This window comes from Thermobacillus sp. (genome assembly GCF_003390775.1).
Lineage (GTDB): Bacteria > Bacillota > Bacilli > Paenibacillales > Paenibacillaceae > Thermobacillus > Thermobacillus xylanilyticus.
The window spans coordinates 37,153-59,963 of sequence record NZ_QEWA01000036.1; the positions used below are offsets into that span (position 1 = coordinate 37,153).

The window sequence follows — 22,811 nt, forward strand, 5'->3', positions numbered from 1 at the left end:
TTGAGCTGTAATTCATCCGATATCAAGCCGCAAACCAATCGATCGCCGCGTGAGCGGATCGGTTGGTTTTTTGTGCTTCCGGGCGATGTTTGGGTCAACCGTCCGGAAAAATAGTCGGGATTCGTAAAATAAAAGGTCGGCTTACCGCAAGCGTATCCGTGCTGCCAGGATTAGAATGAGAATTCAAAATATCCGGGGAGGAATCCAGCATGACCTACGAGCAATTGTTGACCGCATTGCGTGAGAAGGCCCGCTCGGAACAGCGGGACGGCTACGAATTCATCGTCAAGCCGATTCCGGATTCGGAGGAAGGCTGGGGGGAGCTTGACCCCCGCGTGCTCCAGGTGCACCAGGAGACGGCCGCCCGGATGCAGGGGCAGACAATGCCGCCGATCCCGGAAGATCCCGTGGAATTTGCCCAAATGATGCGGAAGATGATGGGCTGGGAGAACCGCGATGTGACCGGCGGCGCGGTGAAGACCGAGTGCCGGGAGATCGAAGGCTGCGAGACGCAGATTCCGGTCCGCATCTACACGCCGCCGGTGGAAGGGAAGCGTCCGGCCGTCGTGTTCTTCCATGGCGGCGGCTTTATCGGCGGCTCGCTCAAGACGGTGGAAAATCCGTGCAAATGCCTGGCCTATCACGCGGGCGCGGTGGTCGTCTCCGTCGATTACCGGCTGGCGCCGGAACATCCGTATCCCGCCGGGCTGACCGACTGCTTCGATGCAGTCCGGTGGGTGCACGATCATGCGGACGAGCTCGGCGTCGATCCGGAACAGATCGCGGTGGCCGGAGACAGCGCCGGCGGCAACCTGTCGACGGTGTGCGCCTTGATGGACCGCGACAAGCAGACCAACCTGATCAAATATCAAGCGCTGATCTATCCGACGGTCAACATGGCGGGAGCGGAAGTGGAAGGATACAAATGGTCGCTGGACAACTACGAGATCCGCAATCACCGGGAATATATCGAACGCGCCCTCGGCTTCATGGGCTCCGGGGAGCGGAAGGGCCCGCAGCTTCATGATCTGTATCTGCAAGGCCGCGCCGAAGTGACGGATCCTTACATGTCCCCGCTGCTGGCCGACCTGCACGGCATGCCGGATACGCTCATCATCACGGGCGAGTTCGACTTCCTGCGTTTCGAGAACGAAGCCTATGCACGCAAGCTGGCCCGCTCCGGGGTAAACACGACGGTCATCCAGTACAACGGCGTCGACCATGCGTTCATGGACAAGATCGGACAGTATCCGCAGGCGGAAGACTGTATGACGGAAATTGCCAAAGGGGTGCGCCGGCGCTTCAACCGATGAGCTTCCGGCTTCCATGCGGCATGCTGTTTCTTCCTGCGGACGGCGGCACCGGTTAATGCTAGAATGGGGACATCCGTTCATCGCGGGAGGAGATCGGGATGCGTGGATCCGGAATGTCATTCAATTCCTTGCGGGTCAAGCTGACAGCGGCAATTCTCGTGTTCAGCGTCCTGCTTGTCAGCCTGCAGTGGGTTCTCCATCTGTCCGCCGTCAAAGTGGTGCGGGAACAGGTCGCCAAATCGAATCAGAAACTGCTCAGCCTGCACATGCGGGGACTCGATGCGGATTTGGAGGAATTGGACCGTTACTTGTACGACCTGTCCGTGAGCAATGTCGATGTGCAGCGGCTTGACAGAATGCGTGCCGCGAACGAGCTGGAATATGATATGGCCCGGCTGCGCCTGTTCAACACCTTGAAGCATTCCATTGAAAATTACCGGAATACGGATATCCTCTTCGTCTACTCCGGGCAGAACGACGATGTGCTGCTGGTCGGGCGTTCGGATTTCGGCAACACCTATGAAGAACGCAGCCAGATGCGCTCCGAAATACTTTTCATGCTGGACTCCGGTCTGCAGAAGCCGATTGCGTCCGAATGGCAGATTTGGCGATCGGAGTCCGGCAAGTATTACGTATATCGTCTGGTGAAGACGGGCTCCACCTATCTCGGCGCGTGGGTCAGGGCAGACAAGCTGGTTCAGCCGTTGGATTTGCAGGATGACGGCGACAGAGGCTTCGCCCTGCTGGCGACGCTGGATCTGGAGCCGATGCAGCATGCCGATCAGGTGGCGCTGGACAGCATTGCGCTGAACTATGAAGCAAACACGTTCCGGATGTCCGGAGACGACTCGTCCTATCTGGTGCTCGGCGAGCGGTCGGAGAAAGGCGCGTTCCACCTGGTTGCCGTCATTCCTGAAAGCGCTATCCTCCAACATTTGCTGTATCTGAAACGCCTGACGTACGTTGTCACGATCGGGGCCTGTATCTTTCCGCTCATGCTGGCCTGGTATTTGCGCAAAGTGTTCCTGCTGCCGATTCTGCGTATCGTTTCGGCGATGCGCAGGCTGAGCGACGGCAATTGGAAGACCCGATTGGAACTCGGCGCTGTGTCCGATGAATTTCGCCTCATGAACCATACGTTCAATCGCATGATCGAGGAGATCCGGCATTTGAAGATTGACGTGTATGAGGAAAAACTGAATCACCAGAAAGCCGAATTGAAGCAGCTGCAATTGCAGATCAATCCCCATTTCTTCCTGAACTCGCTCAACATCATTTACAATCTGGCTACCGTGCGGGATTATGCGATCATTCAGGAGATGACCAAATGTCTGGTCGCCTATTTCAGATTTATCTTTCAGAGCGATGCATTCTACGTTCTGTTGCGCGACGAGCTTGCCCATACCCGCAATTACTTGCGTATTCAGCAATTGCGGTTCCCGCAGCGTCTCACGTTCCGGATTGACGTCGACGACGATGCGCTGAATTGTCCGATTCCGCCGCTGGTCATTCAGAATGTCGTCGAGAATTCCATCAAGCACGCCTTCAATCTCGATGACACGCTGGATATCCGGATTGAAGTATCGGCGGCCGGAACCGGAAGCGAGCGCAGGCTTCTCGTCCGGATTGCGGACAACGGGCCGGGGTTCCCGCCGGAAGTGTTGGACCTGCTGAGGCAGGAGCGGGATCTGGTCCAGGACGAGGGGAGACGAATCGGCATCTGGAACCTGAGACGCCGTCTGAGACTGCTGTATCCTTCCGGCTACCGCCTGACGTTCGAGAACGCTGCCGGGGGCGGGGCCTTGGTCACGATGGAACTTGCGATCGGCAACGAGGGGGGAACGAAGCATGTGTCGCATCTTGCTGGTTGACGACGAGGTGCACGCCGTACGCGGATTGCAGGCGGGCGTTCGATGGGAGACGCTCGGTATCCGGGAAGTCTGCACGGCGCACAGCCTGAAGCAGGCGCAGGAAGTTTTCTCACACACGTCCATTGACGTGATGATCTGCGACATCGAGATGCCGAACGGTTCCGGGCTGGATCTGCTCGCATGGGTGCGCGAGCATCGGCCCGAGACGGTGACGGTGTTTCTCACCTGTCATTCGGAGTTCGCATTCGCGCAGCGCGCCCTCCAGCTCCAGTGCTTTGACTATCTGCTGAAGCCGGTGGATTACGGAGATCTGGAATCCGTGGTGTCCCGGGCGCTGGAGAAGCGCAGGCAGGAGCGGGAGCGGATCATGCTGGAGGAGACGAGCCGGCGGTATGCCCGTCTGTGGGAAGAATACCGGCCGATGCGCAAGGAACTGTTCTGGAAGGACATCGTCGAGAAGACCGTGCCCTCCGTCCCGGACAAGATCCGCGAACATGCGGAACGCCGTCACGTGCTTCACAACCCCTTGACACGCTACGTGCCCGTGTACATTCGGGTTCAACGTTGGCATGTGACGTTGTCGGAGCGCGATGAACGGATCATGGAATACGCGCTGCGGAAAGCTGCCGAAGAGAAGCTGTGCGGGAACCTGCCGGACGCCGCGATCGTTCGCGTCGGAAACGGCGAGATGCTCGTCCTGATCCCGTCAGGCGAATCCTGTGACGAACAGGCGGCCGTCCGCCTGCAGCGCGACTGTCAGGAATTCATTCAGTCGTGCAGGTTGTATTTCCGCTGCGAATTGTGCGGTTACATCGGAAAGCCCGTCCAATCACACGAGATGGCGGAGATGTACCGCAGACTGCAGCAGATGGACCGGGATAATGTCACCCGGGTCAACGAAGCGATCTTGCTGGTTGATCATAACGGCGCCCCCAAACCGATCGAACCGTTGCCGATCGAACTGTGGGTGGAATGGTTGAAAGCCGGCGAGAAGAAACGGCTTCTGGACGATCTGGCGCGGTATCTGGAAGACGCCCGGGAGCGCCGCACGCTCGACGCGTCCAGATTGCAGCGCATCTATCAGGACTTCGTGCAGGCGGTATTCTTCGTGCTGTATTGGAAGGGCTTACAGGCCCATGAAGTGTTTGACGGCAACCTGCTTACGGACCGGCCGGACGAGGTGCTGCGATCCGTCCATACGTTCCGGGAATGGGCCGGGCTTGTCGTCGAAGTGGCGGTCGACCGGCTGCATCACGATGAAGCGAACCGGTCCGTCATCGAACGGGCGAAGCAGTATATCCGGCAGCAGCTCGGCGAGCAGGAGCTGTCCAGGGAACAGATCGCCCGGCACGTCTATCTGAATCCCGATTACCTGACGCGCCTGTTCAAGAAAGAGACCGGCATGTCAATCTCCGACTATCTGCAGCAGCAGCGGATCGAGTACGCCAAGCATCTGCTGACCCATTCCGATCAGCCGGTCAGCGCGGTTGCCCTGTCCGCCGGTTACGCCAACCTGTCGTATTTCTCCACCTTGTTCAAGAAGACGACCGGTCTGACCCCCGTGGAGTTTCGCCGGCAAATGCGGCACACCGGCTGAACATGTCAAGATTGTGAAAACAGAAAGTCGGATGAGTGGTCGGCCGGCCCCGCCCCCCGACTCTATAATTCGAGATAACTTCACCCAAGGGGGTATGCCAAGTGGCAAGCAACAAGCGGAAATTATGGGCTCTCACGTTGAGTTTGCTGCTGATCGCCGGGCTTCTGGCGGCGTGCGGCGGAGGATCCGGCTCGGGCTCCGGGAACTCGAAAGGTTCGTCGGGCGGCGGACAATCGTCCGGATCCGGCGAAAAGCCGGTCGAACTGATCTTCGCCATGCCGAATACGGGCACGCCCATGAACGACCTGGAGCTGGTCCAGGAAGAAATCAACAAGATCGCTTTGCAGAAAATCAACGCCACGGTCAAGTTCACGCTGATTGACTGGGCCGCCTGGAACCAGCAGATCAATCTCGTGCTGGCCGGCAATGAACAGCTCGATCTGCTCGTCACTTCGGCGTACATGAACTACTCCAGCATGGTGGCGAAAAATCAGCTGATCCCGCTCGACGATCTGCTGCAGCAATACGGCCAGGGGATCATGGAAGCGATGGACCCGGTGTTCTATGAGGGCACGCGGATCAACGGCAAAATCTACGGCGTCTCCAGCTTCCGGGAGCTGGTCGCGGATTACGGCTTCAACGCCCGCAAAGATCTGCTGGACAAGCATCAGATCGATCTGAGCCAGGTCAAATCGTTCGAAGATCTGGAGCCGATCTTCCAGCTGATCAAGGAGAAGGAGCCGGGCATGATTCCGCTCGTGCAGCGGAACACGAGCAACACGGTCGTGAACGACATGATTGCCTCCCGCGTCGACAATCTCGGAGACGGGATGGGCGTGCTGATGCTGGACGACAACAACACGACGGTCGTCAATCTGTACGAGACGCCGCAATATCGGGAAGCGGTCGAACTGGCGCGGAAGTGGTACAACGCGGGTTACATCGCGTCCGATGCGGCAACGAGTCAGGAAGGCTACGTCGCGCTGATGAAGGCGGGCAAAGGATTCGGCTATTTCTCGAACATGAAGCCAGGATTTGAAGCGCAGGAGACCGGCCTGATCGGCTACGAGATCGAAGGCGTGCGCCTCACGCCTGCGGTGGGCGGTTCTTCCGGTCCCGTCGCGTTCATGATTTCGATTCCGAGCAATTCGAAGCATCCGGAGAAAGCGATGCAATTCATGAACCTGCTCTATACGGACGCCGACATCATGAACCTGCTGACGCTCGGGATCGAAGGCAAGCACTACGTGAAGACGGACAATGGCCAGGTGCGCGTGCCGGACGGCGTGGAAAGCAGCGGCTATGTGTTCAACCAATGGCTGATCGGCAACAACTCCCTGACGTATGTATGGGAAGGCTGGGACCCGAACCAGTGGGAGAATCTGAAGGCGTTCAACCGCAACGCCGTCTACTCGCCCGCGCTCGGCTTCCTGTTCGATGCCAACAAGGTCAAGACAGAGGTGGCGGCCGTAAGCAACGTCATCAGCGAGTACAAGGCCGGTCTTGAGTCCGGCGCCGTGGATCCGAATGTGCTGCCGAAATTCATCGAAGATCTGAAGAAGGCCGGAATCGACACGATCATCGCCGAGAAACAGCGGCAATTGGATGAATTCCTGGCTGCGAACCAGTGACATTCCGGCAACCGGCCAAGAAGGGCCCCGGCTGCCCCCGGCGATCGGGGCCCTTCCGATTGCAAGCCATGACGGAGGGAACCTGATGAACCAATCACGATGGCGCAAGTTCCGGAAACGGGTCGTCCGACATCGCATGCTCATCCTGATGGCACTGCCGGGGCTCGCCTATCTGGTGATCAACAACTATCTGCCGATGCTCGGCGTGACCATCGCGTTCAAGGAAATCGACTATTCCCGCAAAGGTCTGTTCAACCTGTTGTTCGGACATGAATGGATCGGCTTCAAAAACTTCGAGTACCTGTTCCGGACGGACGACGCCTACACCATCACGCGCAATACGATCCTGTACAACGGCTTGTTCATCGTCCTGAACACGGTTGTGGCGATCGCCGTGGCGATCGTGCTGAACGAGATCAGAAGCCGCTTCATGTCGCGGCTGTACCAGAGCCTGATCCTGCTGCCCTACCTGATCTCCATGGTCATCGTCGGATACCTCGCGCTCTCGATGCTCAATGTGGAGAACGGCTTCATGAACAAGACCATCCTGCCGCTGCTGGGCATCGATCCCGTATCCTGGTACAGTGAACCGGCCTACTGGCCGTATATCCTGACCTTCGTGAACCTGTGGAAGAACGTCGGCTACCTGTGCATCATCTACCTGGCCGCCATTGTCGGCATCAACCACGAGTACTATGAAGCCGCCGTCATCGACGGCGCCAGCAAGTGGCAGCAAATCACGCGCATCACCGTGCCGCTCATTGCGCCCACCATCACCATCATGATGCTGCTGGCGGTCGGACGGATCTTCTATTCCGATTTCGGGCTGTTCTACCAGGTGCCGCTCAACTCGGGCGCGCTCAAACCGACGACGGATGTCATCGACACGTATGTGTACCGCGGTCTGATGACGCTTGGCGACATCGGCATGTCGTCGGCAGCGGGCTTGTACCAGTCGGCCGTCGGTTTCGTCCTGATCCTGCTGTCCAACTGGCTCGTCAGAAGAAGAAGCAGGGACCAAGCCCTGTTCTGATGCGGAAGGAGAGGTCACGATGCGAACGAACGCGGTACAGCAAACATTATTCCACGCGATCATGGCGGCGCTTTCCGCAGCGTGTTTGTTTCCGTTCATCCTGCTCTTCGTCGTTTCGTTCTCCGACGAGCAGTCGATCATTCTCAACGGCTACGCCCTGATCCCCGACAGTTTCAGTCTCGAAGCTTACCGGTATCTGTGGGGCCAGCTGACGCCGCTGGCGCGCGCCTACGGCATCACGGTGCTCATTACGGCGGTCGGCACGATCACGGGCCTGCTGATCTCGTCCCTGCTGGCGTACTCGCTGTCGCGGGACGAAATGCCGCTGCGGCGCGTGCTGTCGTTCCTGGTGGTGTTCACCCTGCTGTTCAACGGCGGACTGGTGCCCACCTACCTGGTCTACACGGAAGTGTTCCACCTGAAAAATACGCTGCTGGCGCTCATTGTGCCGGGGCTTTTGACCAACGCCTTTTTCATTCTGATCATCCGCACGTTCTTCAAAATGTCGATCCCGGGCGCGGTCATCGAATCGGCCTACATCGACGGGGCATCGGAATGGACGATCTTCAGCCGGATCATCCTGCCGCTGTCGCTGCCCATTCTGGCCACGATCGGCATGATGCTCACGATCGCGTACTGGAATGATTGGTTCAACGGGCTCATCTACATTACCAATCCGAAACTGTACAGCATCCAGAATCTGCTCAACCGGATGCTGAGCAACATCCAGTTTCTGATGCAGAACGATCTGGGCGGACGTTCGTCGGAATCGCTGGCCCAGATGCCCATGAACGCGGTGCGCATGGCGATGGCGGTCATCGGCATTCTGCCGATTCTGTGCATTTATCCGTTCTTCCAGAAGTATCTGGTGAAAGGTCTGGTTATCGGCGCGGTCAAAGGCTGAGCCGCAGACCGGATTTGATCGAAAGTTGACAGGAGGGGTTCGATGGATTCGCAAACGCCGCAAACAAGGGATGTCCGCGCGCTCGTGCGGCAGATGACTTTGGAAGAGAAGGCCTCGCTTCTGTCGGGACGCGACTTCTGGACGACGAAGCCGATCGAACGGCTCGGCATTCCGTCCGTCATGATGACCGACGGACCGCACGGCCTGCGGAAACAGCGGGCAGACGCCGACAATCTGGGGCTGTTCGACAGCGTGCCCGCGACCTGCTTCCCGACGGCGGCGGCGCTCGCCAGCTCCTGGGATCGCGGCCTCATCCGCGAGGTGGGCGAAGCGCTCGGCGAGGAGTGCCAGGCCGAAGATGTGGCGATTCTGCTCGGGCCGGGGGCGAACATCAAGCGCTCGCCGCTGTGCGGACGCAACTTTGAATATTTCTCGGAAGATCCGTACCTGTCGTCGGAAATGGCGGCGCATCACATCCTCGGCGTCCAGAGCAAGGGCGTCGGCACGTCGCTCAAGCATTACGCGGTCAACAACCAGGAGCACCGCAGAATGTCGGTCGACGCGGTCGTCGACGAGCGGACGCTGCGCGAGATTTATCTGGCCAGCTTCGAAGGCGCGGTCAGGCAGGCGCAGCCCTGGACGGTCATGTGCTCGTACAACAAGGTGAACGGCACCTACGCATCCGAACATCCGGAGCTCCTGACCCGCATCCTGAAAGAAGAGTGGGGCCACGAAGGATTCGTCGTCTCTGACTGGGGAGCCGTCAACGACCGGGCGGCGGGCGTTGCGGCCGGTCTGGAGCTGGAAATGCCGGGCAATGGCGGCATCAACGACCGGAAAGTCGTGGAAGCGGTGCGGAATGGCAGCCTGCCGGAGGACGTGCTGGATCGGGCCGTCGAGCGGCTGCTGACCATCATTCTGAGGGCGGTAGACAGCAGGAAGCCGGGTGCAAGCTATGATGCGGATGCGCATCACCGGCTGGCGCGCAGGGCCGCCGGCGAGAGCATGGTGTTGCTGCGCAACGAAGACGGCACGCTGCCGCTTGAGAAGTCCGGCCGGATCGCGGTAATCGGCGAGCTCGCCGTGAAGCCGCGCTACCAGGGCGGCGGCAGCTCCCACGTCAAGCCGACGCGGCTGGACAACCCGCTCGACGAAATCCGCCGTTCGGCGGGACCCGCCGCGAAAGTCGTCTATGCGCAAGGCTACGAACTGGCGAACGATGCGGCGGATGACCGGCTGGTGGAAGAGGCGCTGCAGGCGGCGGCCGCGGCCGATGTCGCCGTCATTTTCGCCGGATTGCCGGAGAGTTGGGAGTCGGAAGGGTTCGACCGCACCCATCTGCGGATGCCGGGCAATCAACAGTCGCTGATCGAAGCGGTGGCGGGCGTGCAGGAGCGGGTTGTCGTCGTCTTGTGCAACGGTGCGCCCGTGGAAATGCCGTGGCTCGGCCACGCGAAAGCGGTGCTGGAGGCCTATCTGGGCGGCCAGGCGATGGGCGGCGCGGTGGCCGACGTGCTGTTCGGCGACGTCAATCCGTCGGGCAAACTGGCGGAGACGTTCCCGCACAAGCTGTCCGACAACCCTTCGCACCTGTTCTTCCCGGGTGAAGGGGACCGCGTCGAATACCGGGAAGGGCTGTTCGTCGGCTACCGGTATTACGACGCGAAGGAGATCGAGCCGCTGTTCCCGTTCGGGCACGGCCTCAGCTACACGACGTTTGCCTACGAGAAGATCGAGATCGACCGCGCGCGGATGAGCGACGGGGAGACGGCCGAAGTGCGCGTCACGATCGCCAACACCGGCGAGCGGGCGGGCAAAGAGATTGTACAGCTCTACGTCCGCGACCGGGAAAGCTCCGTCATCCGTCCGGTCAAGGAATTGAAAGGGTTCGCCAAGGTGGAACTTCAGCCCGGCGAGCGGAAAACGGTGACGTTCAGGCTGGGCAAACGCGCCTTCGCCTACTACGAGCCGGCCATCCGGGATTGGCGTGTGGAGAGCGGGGAGTTCGACATCCTCGTCGGCGCATCGTCGCGGGACATCCGGCTGCAAGGCTCCATTTATGTCGAGTCGACGGTGACGCTGCCCTGGGTCATTCACCGCAACACGCTGATCGGCGACCTGCTGGCGGACGAGCGGACGGCGCCGTACGTCAGACGGATGCTGGAGAAGAATGCCCCGTTCGGCAGTGCGCCGACGGAGGAGCTCAAGGTCATGCTGGAAGCGTTCTTGAAATACATGCCGCTGCGCAACATCGCCAGCTTCAACCGCGAATCGGCGACGGATCTGGACGCGCTGCTGGAAGAACTGAACCGTCTCGTCTCTTCGACGTGAGCTTGCCGAACTTTCGGCTGCTTCGGGATGCCGGAACCGCGGCGTCGCGAGGCAGCCGTTCTTGGTTCGTCAGCCGCGGGCGTCAATGACCTCTTTCAGTACCCGGACGAACTTCCGGGCGGCCAGCGAGAAGCGCTGCTGCCGGGACCGGATCCAGCCGAACCGCAGGGAGAGCCCGTTGTCCGCAATGTCGAGCGGGATGATGTCGCCGGACTGGACATAGGGGTCCTGGCCGACCGAGAAATCCGGATAGAAGCCGATGGCGATGCCTTCGCTGATCATCTTCTTGGCCGCTTCCGTATAGCCGAGGGAGACCAGGATGTTCAGGTCATCGGTGCCGAGCAGCTTCCGCAGGTAATCCACCTGCCGGTATTCGTGCTGCAGGGTGATCAGCGGCTGACGGGCGATCAGCTCGCGGGGAACCGGATTTTGCAGCGGGATGGAAGAGTGCCGGCCGACATAGACGACATAGGTGCCGCTCAGCAGAGGGGCAAATTCGATGCGCGGATCGAACGTCTCGCCGGGCTGGCACGATACGATGCCGATGTTCACCTGTTCGGCCAGCACCTCCTGCACGATCTGGTTGGTGCCCGCCTCCTTCACTTCCAGGCGTACGTTGGGATGCTGCTTCTTGTAGCGGGACAGCGTCTCGCTGAGGAACGTGTTCATCATGCTCGGGATGGCGGCGATCTGCAGCCGGCCTTCGATCTGATCGGTCTCGGAGCGCGCTTCCTCGCACAATTCTTCAACCATGTTCAGAATGTTCTGGGCTTTGGGAAGCAGCGCGCGGCCGATGGGCGTAAGCCGGACGCCCGCCCGCGATCTCGTGAACAACTGCACGTTCAGTTCCTGTTCCAGCCCCTTGATGGCCTGGCTGATGCTCGGCTGGGCAATGTGCAATCGTTCGGCTGCGAGCGAGAACGACTGTTGGCGGGCCACTTCCACAAAATATTGCAACTGTTCGGTCCGCATGGGCGAGACTTCACCGCTTTCGCAATAAAATAGGAAAAGCCTATACAAACATTATATTTACGTATTTTACATAAGAAAACACTATATTTACAATGATCCGTAAGGAGTCGGAGAGGTCGCCGCAGACCGCCGAAACAAACAGATCAACATGGGAGGACGGGCAAGATGGGACCGTTGTCGGGCATCAAGGTGATCGAGATCGCGCATTGGCTGGTCGCCCCGTACTGCGCCAATATGTTGGCCGACCTGGGCGCCGATGTCATCAAAATCGAGCCGCCGCAGGGCGATCAGGTCCGGAAGGCCGGCAGCCATTTCAAGGATGGCGAAAGTTACCTGTTCGCGGCCTACAACCACGGGAAACGTTCGATCGCGGTCAACCTCAAGGAGCCGGAGGGCGTGCGCATCGTCCACCGGCTGGCGCGCGAGGCCGACGTGATCATCGAGAACTACCGGCCCGGCACGTGTGACAAGCTCGGGGTCGGCTACGAACAGATTCGCGCGATCAATCCGCGGATCGTCTATTGCTCCATTTCGGCGTTCGGCGATACGCCCGCATACGTCAAGCGACCGGGCATGGACCCGATTGTGCAGGGAATGGGCGCCGTCATGAGCCTGACGGGCCGACTGGACGGCGAACCGATGCTGGTCGGCGTTCCCGTCGCGGACATTTCCACCGCGTACATGGCGTTCGGCGCCATTTGCGCCGCGCTGGTGGATCGGGAGCGGACGGGAGCCGGGCAGCACATCCGGCTCAATCTGATCGATACGATGGTGTTCAATCTGTCCACCCGGTTCGCGCAGTACGTGGCCACCGGACAGTCGCCGAAGCCGCACGGGAATCAGCACGCGGAGGTCGTACCGTATCAGGCTTTTCCGACGCATGACGGATGGCTGATGGCGGGAGCGCAGAGCGACGAAGCCTGGCGAACGTTCTGCGAGGCGATCGGCTGCCCGGAACTGGCGGACCACGAGCGGTTCCGCACGAACCGGCTGCGCCTGGAGTACCGCGAAGAGCTGACGGAACGGCTCAATGCGATCTTCTCGACCCGCACGACGGACGAGTGGTGCCGAATCTTCGAGGCCCGCGGGGTGCTGCACGGCCCGGTCTGGAACGTGGAGCAGCTGGTGACGAGCGATCTCATTCAAGACCACGGTTTGATCGAGGAAGTCGAACACCCGGTATTCGGACGATTGCCGGTCATTCGGACACCGATCCGGTATTCCGAGCGCGAGGTGAAGGTCCGGAGCTCGCCGCCGCTGCTGGGGCAGCATACCCGGGAAATTCTGCTGGAGCTGGGCTATTCGGATGGCGATGTCGCGGAACTGGCGGAACGGGGCATCGTGCGGGAAAGCCGCGCCGGCCGTCTCGGCGCCGCGGCGGGCGAAGGAGTGGATTAACCATGGCGTCCCGATGGCCCGAACGGGTACGGATCCGGGAAGTGGGCCCCCGCGACGGCCTGCAGAATGAGCCGGGTTTCGTGCCGACCGCCGTCAAGCTGGAATGGATTGACCGCCTGGCGGATGCCGGTCTGACCTACATCGAGGTGACGTCGTTCGTCAGTCCGAAGTGGATTCCGCCGCTGGCCGATGCGGAGGAAGTCGCCGCCGCGCTCCGCCGCCGCGAAGGCGTCACCTATGCGGCGCTGGTGCCGAACATGCGCGGACTGGAGCGGGCGCTGCGCGCGGGAATCGACGAGGCGGCGGTATTCATGTCCGCCAGCGAAACGCATAACCGCAAGAACATCAACAAATCGATTGACGAGACATTGCCGGTGCTGCGGGAAGTGGCATCGGCGGCGAAGGCGGCCGGCAAGACGGTGCGGGGGTATTTGTCCACCGTGTTCGGATGTCCCTATGAAGGGGCCGTTTCCGTGGAACAGGCGGTCCGTTTGACGGAGGCGCTGCTGGAGATGGGCGTCGATGAAGTGTCGCTCGGCGACACGATCGGCGTCGGCCATCCCCGGCAGGTGGAGGCGGTGCTGACGGAGCTGCTCGGACGGGTGCCGCCGGACAAGATCGCCCTTCATTTCCACAATACGAACGGACTGGCGCTGGCCAACACCGTCATTGCGCTGCAGATGGGCATCCGGACCTTCGATGCGTCCTGCGGCGGACTGGGCGGCTGTCCGTATGCGCCGGGCGCCGCGGGGAACGTGTCCACCGGCGACATGGTCCGCATGCTGCACGCGATGGAGGTGCGGACGGGCGTCGACATGACGAAACTGTCGGAGGCTTCGGCGTTCATTTTGCAAGCGCTGTCGCGAACCGGATGAATAACTCGCGGTAACGATGACCGATTCGAGGGGGAATGACGGTGGCTGAACTTGATCTTTTCGTCTCCCGGCTCAGACAGGGATTGCCCGAGCCCAGATATGAAGCCGGGCAGATGCGCGAATACCGGGTAGCCATGCGCGACGGCGCGGAACTGTACACCCGCGTATACCTGCCGGAAGGTTCGGGGCCCTGGCCCGTCGTGCTCATCCGCAACCCGTACGCCGGAACGGTGCCGATGCTCGAGGTGACGGCCGCCATCTGGAACGAGTACGGCTATGCCGCGGTCGTGCAGGACTGCCGCGGAACGGGCAAGTCCGGAGGCGAATGGACGCCCTTCGTGAACGAGCGCCTGGACGGACTCGACACGATCGACTGGATCATCAGGCAGCCATGGATGGACGGCAACATCGGCACCTACGGGCATTCGTATCTGAGCGCCGTGCAGCTCGCGATGGCGGACCGCTTCCCGCAGGAAGTGAAGGCGATGGTGCTGTCCGGCTACTCGACGGAACGGTTCAGGAGCCACTACATGAACGGCATGTTCCGGATGGATGTCTACACCGGATGGGCGCTCGAGAACGCGGGAACCGAGCCGCTTGACCCGCGGGATCTGTTCGCAAGGGCCGTCTCGGTCCGGCCGCACATCGAAATGGATGAGCGGCTGTTCGGAAAGCGGCTGCCCTGGTACCGGCAATGGATCACCAGCACGAGCCCGCTGGACGATTACTGGAGCAACGGATTCTGGGCCGAGCTGCGGGAAATCCCGAAGTACATCCAGACGCCCGTGCTGATGGCGGCCGGATGGTTCGACCACCATCTGGACGGCATGCTCAGGGACTACCGGAAATTGCCGCAGGGCACCCGTGCGATGAGCCGCCTGATCGTCGGACCGTGGGTGCATACGCTCGCGCCTTCCGGGGATCTGGAATATCCGGACGGGGAGCTCAACCTGATGGCCGAAGCGATCCGCTGGTTCGACCATCACCTCAGGGGGAGCAAGGAGGCGCCGCCGGCGGGCGAGACGATGACCTACGTGGTGCGGGAAGGGCGCTGGCGCCGCTGGACGGACGGCTTCGAGGCGAACGGCCGACGCGTCCTGTACCTGGCGGGCGGAGACAAGGCGCCATACCGGATCACGGATGTGCCGGACCTTCAGGAAGGCCGAATCGGATATCGGTACGATCCGTTAAACCCCGTGCCGACACGCGGCGGAGCGGGACTGTTGCGCTATCTCTCCGGCGCGCCCGACGCGCCGAAGCCGGCCAGCCTGCGCCAGGAACCGCCGGGATACCGCGATGACGTCATCAGCTTCCTGTCTGATCCGCTGGATGAGGATTTGCCCATTGCGGGCAGCGTCAAGGTTCATCTGCATGTCAGCTCCGATGCGCCGGATACGGCGTTTACGGTGAACCTGATGGAGGTGGCTCCCGATGGCGCCGCCTACAATATCCGGGACGGCATCACCAGTCTGTCCTTCCGCAACGGCGCTCAACTGCCGGTCGAATACATTCCCGGCAGCGTGGAAGAGGTCACGATCGAACTGTGGCCGATCACCTGGACGGTGCGCAGAGGCTTCCGGCTCCGGCTCGACGTGTCATCATCGAATTTTCCGGCCTATCACGCCCACTCGAACACGTCCGGATGCTGGGCGCTGCAGGCGGATACGCGGGTTGCCGGCCAAGGGATTCACCTCGGCGGCCAATACCCGTCGCGGATCGAAATTCCGACCGCCGATGAAAGGAGTTGAATGCCTCTCATGTCCGAAGCGGTAATTGTAAGCGCTGTCCGGACGCCGATTGGCAAGTTCATGGGCAGTCTGAAAGATATGTCCGCGGCAAGGCTCGGCGAGATTGTCGTCCGGGCTGCGGTTGAACGGGCCGGCATTGCGCCGGCCATGGTGGACGAAGTCATCATGGGCAATGTCCTGCAAGCCGGCGAAGGTCAGAATCCGGCGCGCCAGGCCGCCCTGGCGGCAGGGCTGCCGCAGGAGACGCCGGCCGTCACCATCAACAAGGTTTGCGGCTCAGGGTTGAAGGCGGTGCAATTGGCGTGGCAGGCTATCCGCTGCGGCGATCAGACGACGGTTGTCGCGGGCGGCATGGAGAACATGAGCCGGGCGCCCTATCTGCTCCCGGACGCGCGCGGCGGCCTGCGCATGGGACACCGCACGGTCATCGACAGCATGATCGCGGACGGCCTGTGGTGCGCCATCGGGGACCATCATATGGGCATTACCGCAGAGAACTTGTGCGAACGGCTTGACCTCACGCGGGAGGAACTGGACCGGATCGCCTTGGAAAGCCAGCGGAAGGCCGCCGCAGCCATCGAGGCCGGGCGGTTCCGGGAAGAAATCGTCCCGGTGGACATTCCGGCGCGCGGCGGCAAGACGGTCCGGTTCGAAGCGGATGAATATCCGCGGCCGGACACGACATTGGAGGCGCTGGGCGCGCTGCGCCCGGCGTTCAGGCCGGACGGCCTGGTGACCGCGGGCAACGCCTCGGGCATCAATGACGGAGCCGCGGCGGCCGTCATCATGAGCGCGGAGAAGGCGCGGGCGCTCGGGCTGAAGCCGATGGCGGTCATCCGGTCCGTCGCTTCGGCGGGCGTCGATCCGGCGGTCATGGGGCTGGGGCCCGTGCCCGCCGTCCGCAAGGCGCTGGACCGGGCCGGGATCGGCCTCGCCGATGTCGGCCTCGCCGAACTGAACGAAGCGTTCGCCGCCCAGATGCTCGCCTGCCGGAAGGAACTGGAGCTCGATCCGGCCATCGTGAATGTGAACGGCGGCGCCATCGCCTTGGGCCATCCGATCGGCGCCAGCGGCGCGCGCATCCTGGTCACGCTGCTGCACGAGATGGCGCGGCGGGATGTCCGGTACGGACTGGCCGCCCTGTGCATCGGCGGCGGGCAGGGCATCGCCGCCGTGGTGGAACGGCCGGACGCAAGCTTGAGGGAGGGTGACCGATGAAACCGGTCTATGCATCATTTCTTGAAGCGACCCGCGATATTCCGGACGGCGCCGTGCTCATGATCGGCGGGTTCGGACTTGTCGGCATCCCGGAAAACCTGATTCTCGCGCTGGCGGAGCGGGATGTGCGGAATCTGACCGTCATCTCCAACAACTGCGGCGTGGACGATTGGGGACTCGGATTGCTGCTGCAGAGACGGCAAATCCGCAAGATCATCGCTTCTTATGTCGGCGAGAACAAGGAATTCGAGCGCCAGGTGCTGGCCGGCGAAATCGAGGTCGAGCTGATCCCGCAAGGGACGCTGGCCGAGAAAATCCGCGCCGGCGGCGCGGGCATCCCGGCGTTCTACACGCCCGCGGGGGTCGGCACGCCGGCTGCCGAAGGCAAGGAAGTCCGCGTGTTTGGCGGCAAGGAATACGTGCTGGAACATGCGCTGCGGGCCGATTTCAGCCTGATTCGCGCGGCGAAGGCGGACCGCATGGGCAATCTGATCTACAACAAGACGGCACGCAACTTCAATCCGATGATGGCCGCGGCCGGCGCCGTCACCATCGCCGAAGTGGAGGAGCTCTGCGAGACGGGAACGTTCGACCCGGACGCGATCCATACGCCGGGGATCTATGTGCAGCGGCTCATCGTCGGGCGACAGCAGAAGCGGATCGAGCGGCGGGCGGTTCGCGGATAGCGTTCCGGATTGTCCCTCCGAAGGAGCCATTCGAAGCCGGACAATGGACTGAACCAGCGCGAAAGCGAGGAGAGAATCATGAGCGCGGATCGAACGGCCGGAAGAGAGAAGCTGGCCAGAAGGGCCGAGAAGGAGATCTCTTCCGGAAACTACGTCAACCTGGGCATTGGCATTCCCACGCTGGTGGCGAATTACATCGCGCCGGACAAACAGGTGATGCTTCATTCCGAGAACGGTCTGCTCGGCGTCGGCCCGTATCCGACGGAAGCCGAAGTGGACCCGGATCTGATCAACGCGGGCAAGGAAACGGTGACGGCGGTGCCCGGCGCCGCTTTCTTCGACAGCGCGGAGTCGTTCGCCATGATTCGCGGCGGCCATCTCGACCTCGCCATCCTGGGCGGCATGGAAGTGTCCGAGGCGGGCGATCTCGCCAACTGGATGATTCCCGGCAAAATGGTCAAGGGCATGGGCGGCGCGATGGACCTGGTGCACGGCGCGAGGCGCATCATCGTCGTGATGGAGCATGTCAGCAAGAACGGCTCGCCGAAGATCGTCCGGCAATGTTCGCTGCCCCTGACCGGCCGGGGGGTCGTGAACCGGATCATTACCGACCGGGCCGTCATTGATGTGACGCCGGGCGGACTGCTGCTCCGGGAAGCGGCCGTCGGATTTGCCGTTGACGATATTCGCGCATGTACGGAACCCGACTTGTTGGTGGCGGACGATTTGATTTTGGACGCTTATTGAATGGCCGACAATGATAAAAAAGCCGGGGAGCGGCCCGGTGCAAGGTGAGGTCGATATGGACGAATTCGGCTGCAAGACGTATCGTGTGGAAATGCGGGACGGCGTGCGCCTGGCCACCCACGTGCATTTTCCCGAGGGAAGCGGGCCGTGGCCGGTCATTTTCAGCCGGTCGCCGTATCCCGGGATGCTGCCGTTCTGGCACGAACAGGCGAAGTTCTGGACCCGCCATGGATATGTCTTCGTCATCCAGGAGTGCAGAGGGACGGGGGCATCGGAGGGAGAATGGGTTCCGTTCGCGCATGAGGAGCAGGACGGACTGGACAGTCTCGGGTGGCTCGTCCGGCAGCCGTGGATGGACGGCAACGCGGCCACCTACGGCTCTTCCTACTGCGGCGTCGTGCAATGGTGCATGGCGGACCGGCTGCCGCCCGAAGTGAAGACGATGTGCATCGGCTTTACCGGCATCGAGCGATACCGGCAGAACTATATGAACGGCATGTTCCGGCACGATATCTACACCTCCTGGGCGCTCGGCAATTCCGGCGTGCCGGGAGCGGCAAGACGCCCCGGACTGTATCGGGAGGCGCTGGCCGTCCGCCCGCACGTCGAGATGGACGAGCGGCTGTTCGGCCGCAGGCTGCCGTGGTACCGGGACTGGGTGACCGAGGTCAGTCCCGACAGTCCGTACTGGAGGAACGGCTTCTGGGCCGAATTGAAGGAGAAGCCGGTCAAGACCCGCGTTCCGGTCATGATGACGGCCGGCTGGTTTGACCACAACCTGGAAGCTTCCGTGATCAGCTTCGACAAGCTGCTGGAGGATGTTCGCGCGCGGAGCGCGCTCATCATCGGTCCGTGGATCCACACCGAGGGAGTGTCCGGCGACCTTGAATATCCGGGTCACGACCGGTTCGGCCCCAGGCAGCGGGACGCCGCACTGGCCTGGTTCAACCATCATCTGAAAGGGATGGACCCGGAGCTTGCGCCCGGCATCCAAACCTACATCATCCGGGAGAACCGCTGGCAGGCATGGACGGGCGGCATCGGCGCGGGCGGGCTGCGGGCGTTCCATCTCCATCCGCAGCCCGTTGATGCGGCGGCCCGCTTGCTGTCAACGGAGAAGGCGGCGGAACCTTCGTCCGTCTCGTATCGCTACGATCCGGACAATCCGGTGCCTTCGCGCGGCGGGGCGGCGGTCATGCATTACCTGACCGGGGACCCCGACGCGGTGCCGCCGGCGAGCGTGGTCCAGCCGCCGACGGGTGCGCGGGCGGATGTCATCAACTTCGTCTCGGAGCCGCTGGCGGAAGATTTGCGCATCACAGGGCGGATACGCGCCCGCCTGTTCGTCCGTTCCGATGCGGAAGACACGGCCTTCACCGTCCAGGTTATGGAGGTCTTGCCGGACGGGAAAGCCGTCAATATCCGGGACGGCATTACGAGCCTCGCCTATCGGAATGGCGCAACTGTCCCGATTCGATATACTCCGGGCGATGTGGTGGAGGCTGTCATCGAGCTTTGGCCGATCACCTGGACGGTGAAGCGGGGATCCCGCATTCGGGTGGACGTGTCATCATCGGATTTTCCCGCCTATCACGTCCACCCCAACATCGCCGGCACATGGGCGTTGATTGCGGACACGAGAGCAGCCAGGCAAACGATCCATCTCGGAGGTATGTACGACTCGCGCATCGAATTTCCGGTCGTCTCGGACAAATGATGCGAATCTGAAGCACAAAAGCGATCGCCCGGCCAGTACGGCGTCTTCTCGACACCCTTCCTCGGCCTTCATCAGGTCATCCAGCCGGACGGCCTGTACCGCAGCCAGCAGCGATTCGGCATGTACCGATGGCACATCATGGACCCGATCCGGTTCGACGAGGATTTGAAGGTGACGATCCAGGCGCTCGGTTGGATGCCGGACGGCCGATATCTGTCCCGGCGGGACGACATCGCGTCGACCGCGTTCTGGTATCAGGCGGAGCCGCATGCGTCGTTCGGTCCGATTCCCGGCAGCGACGAGTTGGAAGTGGTCTGACCCTCATCCGCAAAATCCCCGCTCCTTGCACGCTCCGTGCAGGGCGGGGATTTTTTCAGACGATATACGGCGGCGGAACCTTAATCGATCATCATCCGGAAGACGACCGGCATCGAGCTGGACACGGACTTCGTCCGCAAGACCAGCGCATCCCCGTTCCGTTCCCATTCGGGCTGTTCCTCAAAGCCCAATACGCGGATGTCCTTGATTATGCCGTGGAAGTGGGGCGAATGTTCCCGCAAGGACCGAATGCGTACGACACCGTCCTCCGGGTAGGCCAACACGGTCGCGTACAGGTACCGCCCTTTCACCGTAAACCTGATATCTTCGCTTGTAAACCGTTTGGCCGTTCCATCCGTGAAATGGCCTTCCTTGACTTCCGTCGGACCTTCGCCGTAAGTCCGCCAGTATGTCGTGTCGTAGATCGCCTCGCCGTTCACCCGCAGCCAATCGCCGATGGCGAGCAGGATGTTCCGGTCCTCCTCGGGAATCGTGCCGTCCGCTTTCGGCCCGACATTGAGCAGCAGGTTGCCGTTTTTGCTCACGATATCGACCAGATCCTGCACGATTTCCCGGGGAGTTTTGTACGCATTGTTCGGCGTATAGCACCAAGAGTTGCGTGCAACGGCCGTATCGGTCTGCCAATAATACGGCTTCAAATCCGCAAATTGTCCCCTCTCCACGTCGGGAACCGCGGTGCCGAACATGAAGGCGTCATGCTTGTAGTTGATAATGACCGGCTCTCCCCATTCCTCGCCCTTGTTATAGTAGTAAGCGGCGAATTTTTTCAGATAAGGTTTGAACGCGGCGTTTTGGATCCACCAGTCGAAATAGAACACTTTCGGCCGATATTGATCGACCAGCTCGCAGCAGCGGAGCAGCCAGTCTTCCAGAAACTCCTCATGGGGCGGGGAGCCGAACAGATCCTGATGATCGGGTTCGGGCATCGCAGGCCAATAAAAGTCGCCGCAGACGAGCGGCTCCCGGATGTCGGAGTCGAACGCCTTGCCGTGGGACATGAAGAACCAGTGCTCCGCACGATGAGAGGAGACACAGAATGCCAGTCCATGGCGTTCAAACGCCTGTTTCATCTCGCCGAGCAGATCCCGGCACGGCCCTTGTTCATAGGCATTGAATCGCGACAACTCACTTTTGTACATTTGGAAGCCGTCATGATGCTCGGCTACCGGCATCACATATTTGGCGCCGGCCCGGGTGAACAGTTCCGCCCATTCATTCGCATCGAACCTCTCCGCCTTGAACATCGGGATAAAGTCTTTGTAGCCAAAGTGTTGATGTTCTCCGTATGTGGCAAGGTGATGTTCGTACTCCTTCGATCCCCGGATGTACATGTTGCGGGGGTACCATTCATTGCCGAAAGCAGGCACCGAATAAACGCCCCAGTGAATAAAGATGCCGAATTTGGCTTGTCTGTACCAATTCGGCAGTTGAAAAGCCGAAAGCGAATCCCAGTCATCCTTGAATCTTCCCGCCGCAATCTTCTCCTCGATCTTCCGCAGATAAGCTTTTCGGTTCAACATCCGTCAAGCCCGCCTTTCGTTCATGGTTGCACACGACAATTATAACGGCCAAGGCGGCAATTTCATAATTAAAATCGAAAACGGTTACAGATGGGAGTCTAGATATCCAGCGCCTTGTCAATCTTCGCCTGGCCGCCGGACCAGATCTTCTTCGCCGTCCAGTCCATCGGCTCGCCGCTCCAGAACGGGTCCGACACAACCAGGCCGAGCGGCAGGAAGACGACGGTGCACAGGTAGAGGCTGCCCGTATTGATGTACGGCTCGCCGATCCACGGCTGGTGGCCGCGGAAGCCGATGCGGAGCCAGCCGTTGCCGTCGAAGGTGCCCTCCGGCTCGATCATGTTGCGGATGACCGCCGTCAGCGCGGCGCGCGCCTGCGGCTCCGGCAGCGGCTCCGGCAGCCGCCGCAGCAGCGCGAGCTGGGCGAGCAGATGGAACACGCCGAACAGGTAGGCGAGCGACCGCCCGATCGGCGGGAAGGTTCCCTCGGGGGAGATGAGCCGCTCCAGCACTTCCGCGTACCGCTGCGCGCGGCGCAGCACCGGCTCCTTCATCGCCTCCCATTCCGGGTCCTCCGCGCCGACCTCCGCGAGCAGATCGATCAGCATCGGATGGATGACGAAGCTGTTGTGGTAATCCCAGCGGAAATGCGGTCCGTCTCCGTACGCGCCGTCGCCGGCGTACCACTGTTCGTGCTGCTTCAGGGCGTAGTCGACCCGCATCGGGTCCCAGTCTTCGCCCATCCGAAGCAAGGCCGCCTCGATCAGGGCGGAGAACAGCAGCCAGTTGTTGAAGCACGGCTTCCGGCTGCGGGTCTGCTTCAAGGCCGAAGCGACCTGCCCGCGCACCCGCTCCGGCAGCTTCTCCCACAGCTCCGCACGGGGCACGCCCGCTTGCGCCAGACGAACGTG

Annotated in this window: 17 protein-coding genes and 1 pseudogene; 15 read left to right on the top strand and 3 right to left on the bottom strand. The window is 61.4% G+C overall.

Translation table 11 applies throughout. The features are described 5' to 3' along the window. Positions 1–209 precede the first annotated feature (209 nt). The 7 genes from C6W55_RS08750 to C6W55_RS08780 all read left to right on the top strand — a co-directional run bounded on the left by C6W55_RS08750 (position 210) and on the right by C6W55_RS08780 (position 10,680). The gene (locus tag C6W55_RS08750; protein ID WP_286892363.1) at positions 210–1,313 is read left to right on the top strand and encodes an alpha/beta hydrolase; all 1,104 of its coding nucleotides are present in this window, start codon (positions 210–212) and stop codon (positions 1,311–1,313) included. Positions 1,314–1,426: 113 nt separating this feature from the next. Further along, positions 1,427–3,184 (top strand): sensor histidine kinase, encoded by a 1,758-nt coding sequence (locus tag C6W55_RS08755; RefSeq protein WP_286892364.1) that lies wholly within the window; start codon positions 1,427–1,429, stop codon positions 3,182–3,184. Further along, positions 3,162–4,781 (top strand): helix-turn-helix domain-containing protein, encoded by a 1,620-nt coding sequence (locus C6W55_RS08760; protein WP_286892365.1) that lies wholly within the window; start codon positions 3,162–3,164, stop codon positions 4,779–4,781. The genes C6W55_RS08755 and C6W55_RS08760 overlap by 23 nt, the downstream gene beginning before the upstream one ends. Before the next feature lie 101 nt (positions 4,782–4,882). Continuing rightward, positions 4,883–6,412: an ABC transporter substrate-binding protein gene (locus C6W55_RS08765; protein WP_015253391.1), complete on the top strand. Its 1,530-nt coding sequence runs from the start codon at positions 4,883–4,885 to the stop codon at positions 6,410–6,412. Between the two features lie 85 nt (positions 6,413–6,497). Beyond that, positions 6,498–7,445 (top strand): ABC transporter permease, encoded by a 948-nt coding sequence (locus tag C6W55_RS08770; protein WP_286892366.1) that lies wholly within the window; start codon positions 6,498–6,500, stop codon positions 7,443–7,445. A gap of 19 nt (positions 7,446–7,464) precedes the next feature. Continuing rightward, positions 7,465–8,349 carry a carbohydrate ABC transporter permease gene (locus C6W55_RS08775; RefSeq protein WP_286892367.1) on the top strand — a complete coding sequence of 295 codons (885 nt, stop codon included), beginning with the start codon at positions 7,465–7,467 and terminating at the stop codon, positions 8,347–8,349. Positions 8,350–8,391: 42 nt separating this feature from the next. Then, positions 8,392–10,680 (top strand): beta-glucosidase, encoded by a 2,289-nt coding sequence (locus C6W55_RS08780; RefSeq protein ID WP_286892368.1) that lies wholly within the window; start codon positions 8,392–8,394, stop codon positions 10,678–10,680. 69 nt (positions 10,681–10,749) lie between these two features. Here C6W55_RS08780 and C6W55_RS08785 read toward each other — a convergent pair whose 3' ends face one another. Further along, on the bottom strand, positions 10,750–11,652 hold the full coding sequence (locus C6W55_RS08785; RefSeq protein WP_041853753.1) for a LysR family transcriptional regulator: 903 nt from the start codon (positions 11,650–11,652) through the stop codon (positions 10,750–10,752). A 165-nt stretch (positions 11,653–11,817) separates the two neighbouring features. Between C6W55_RS08785 and C6W55_RS08790 the strand changes: the two genes are divergently transcribed. The 8 genes and pseudogenes from C6W55_RS08790 to C6W55_RS08825 all read left to right on the top strand — a co-directional run. Continuing rightward, on the top strand, positions 11,818–13,050 hold the full coding sequence (locus C6W55_RS08790; protein WP_286892369.1) for a CaiB/BaiF CoA transferase family protein: 1,233 nt from the start codon (positions 11,818–11,820) through the stop codon (positions 13,048–13,050). Positions 13,051–13,052: 2 nt separating this feature from the next. Next, positions 13,053–13,925 (top strand): hydroxymethylglutaryl-CoA lyase, encoded by an 873-nt coding sequence (locus tag C6W55_RS08795; protein WP_286892370.1) that lies wholly within the window; start codon positions 13,053–13,055, stop codon positions 13,923–13,925. Positions 13,926–13,960: 35 nt separating this feature from the next. Further along, the gene (locus C6W55_RS08800) at positions 13,961–15,673 is read left to right on the top strand and encodes a CocE/NonD family hydrolase (RefSeq protein WP_286892371.1); all 1,713 of its coding nucleotides are present in this window, start codon (positions 13,961–13,963) and stop codon (positions 15,671–15,673) included. A 9-nt stretch (positions 15,674–15,682) separates the two neighbouring features. Continuing rightward, the gene (locus C6W55_RS08805) at positions 15,683–16,891 is read left to right on the top strand and encodes an acetyl-CoA C-acetyltransferase (protein ID WP_286892372.1); all 1,209 of its coding nucleotides are present in this window, start codon (positions 15,683–15,685) and stop codon (positions 16,889–16,891) included. After that, positions 16,888–17,577, top strand: a complete 690-nt coding sequence (locus C6W55_RS08810) for a CoA transferase subunit A (protein ID WP_286892373.1) — start codon at positions 16,888–16,890, stop codon at positions 17,575–17,577. Before C6W55_RS08805 ends, C6W55_RS08810 begins: the two co-directional genes overlap by 4 nt. 78 nt (positions 17,578–17,655) lie before the next feature. After that, positions 17,656–18,324, top strand: a complete 669-nt coding sequence (locus C6W55_RS08815; protein ID WP_286892374.1) for a CoA transferase subunit B — start codon at positions 17,656–17,658, stop codon at positions 18,322–18,324. A gap of 37 nt (positions 18,325–18,361) precedes the next feature. After that, entirely contained in the window at positions 18,362–20,041 is a 1,680-nt protein-coding gene (locus C6W55_RS08820; protein WP_286892375.1) for a CocE/NonD family hydrolase, read from the top strand. A 45-nt stretch (positions 20,042–20,086) separates the two neighbouring features. Next, positions 20,087–20,359: pseudogene (locus C6W55_RS08825) on the top strand (DUF2961 domain-containing protein); the annotation flags it as partial. Between the two features lie 80 nt (positions 20,360–20,439). Here the strand turns inward: C6W55_RS08825 and C6W55_RS08830 are convergent. Together C6W55_RS08830 and C6W55_RS08835 are read right to left on the bottom strand one after the other, a co-directional pair. Continuing rightward, on the bottom strand, positions 20,440–21,900 hold the full coding sequence (locus C6W55_RS08830; protein WP_286892376.1) for an alpha-L-fucosidase: 1,461 nt from the start codon (positions 21,898–21,900) through the stop codon (positions 20,440–20,442). A gap of 98 nt (positions 21,901–21,998) precedes the next feature. Then, positions 21,999–22,787 (bottom strand): DUF2264 domain-containing protein, encoded by a 789-nt coding sequence (locus C6W55_RS08835; RefSeq protein ID WP_483316357.1) that lies wholly within the window; start codon positions 22,785–22,787, stop codon positions 21,999–22,001. Between the last annotated feature and the right edge of the window lie 24 nt (positions 22,788–22,811).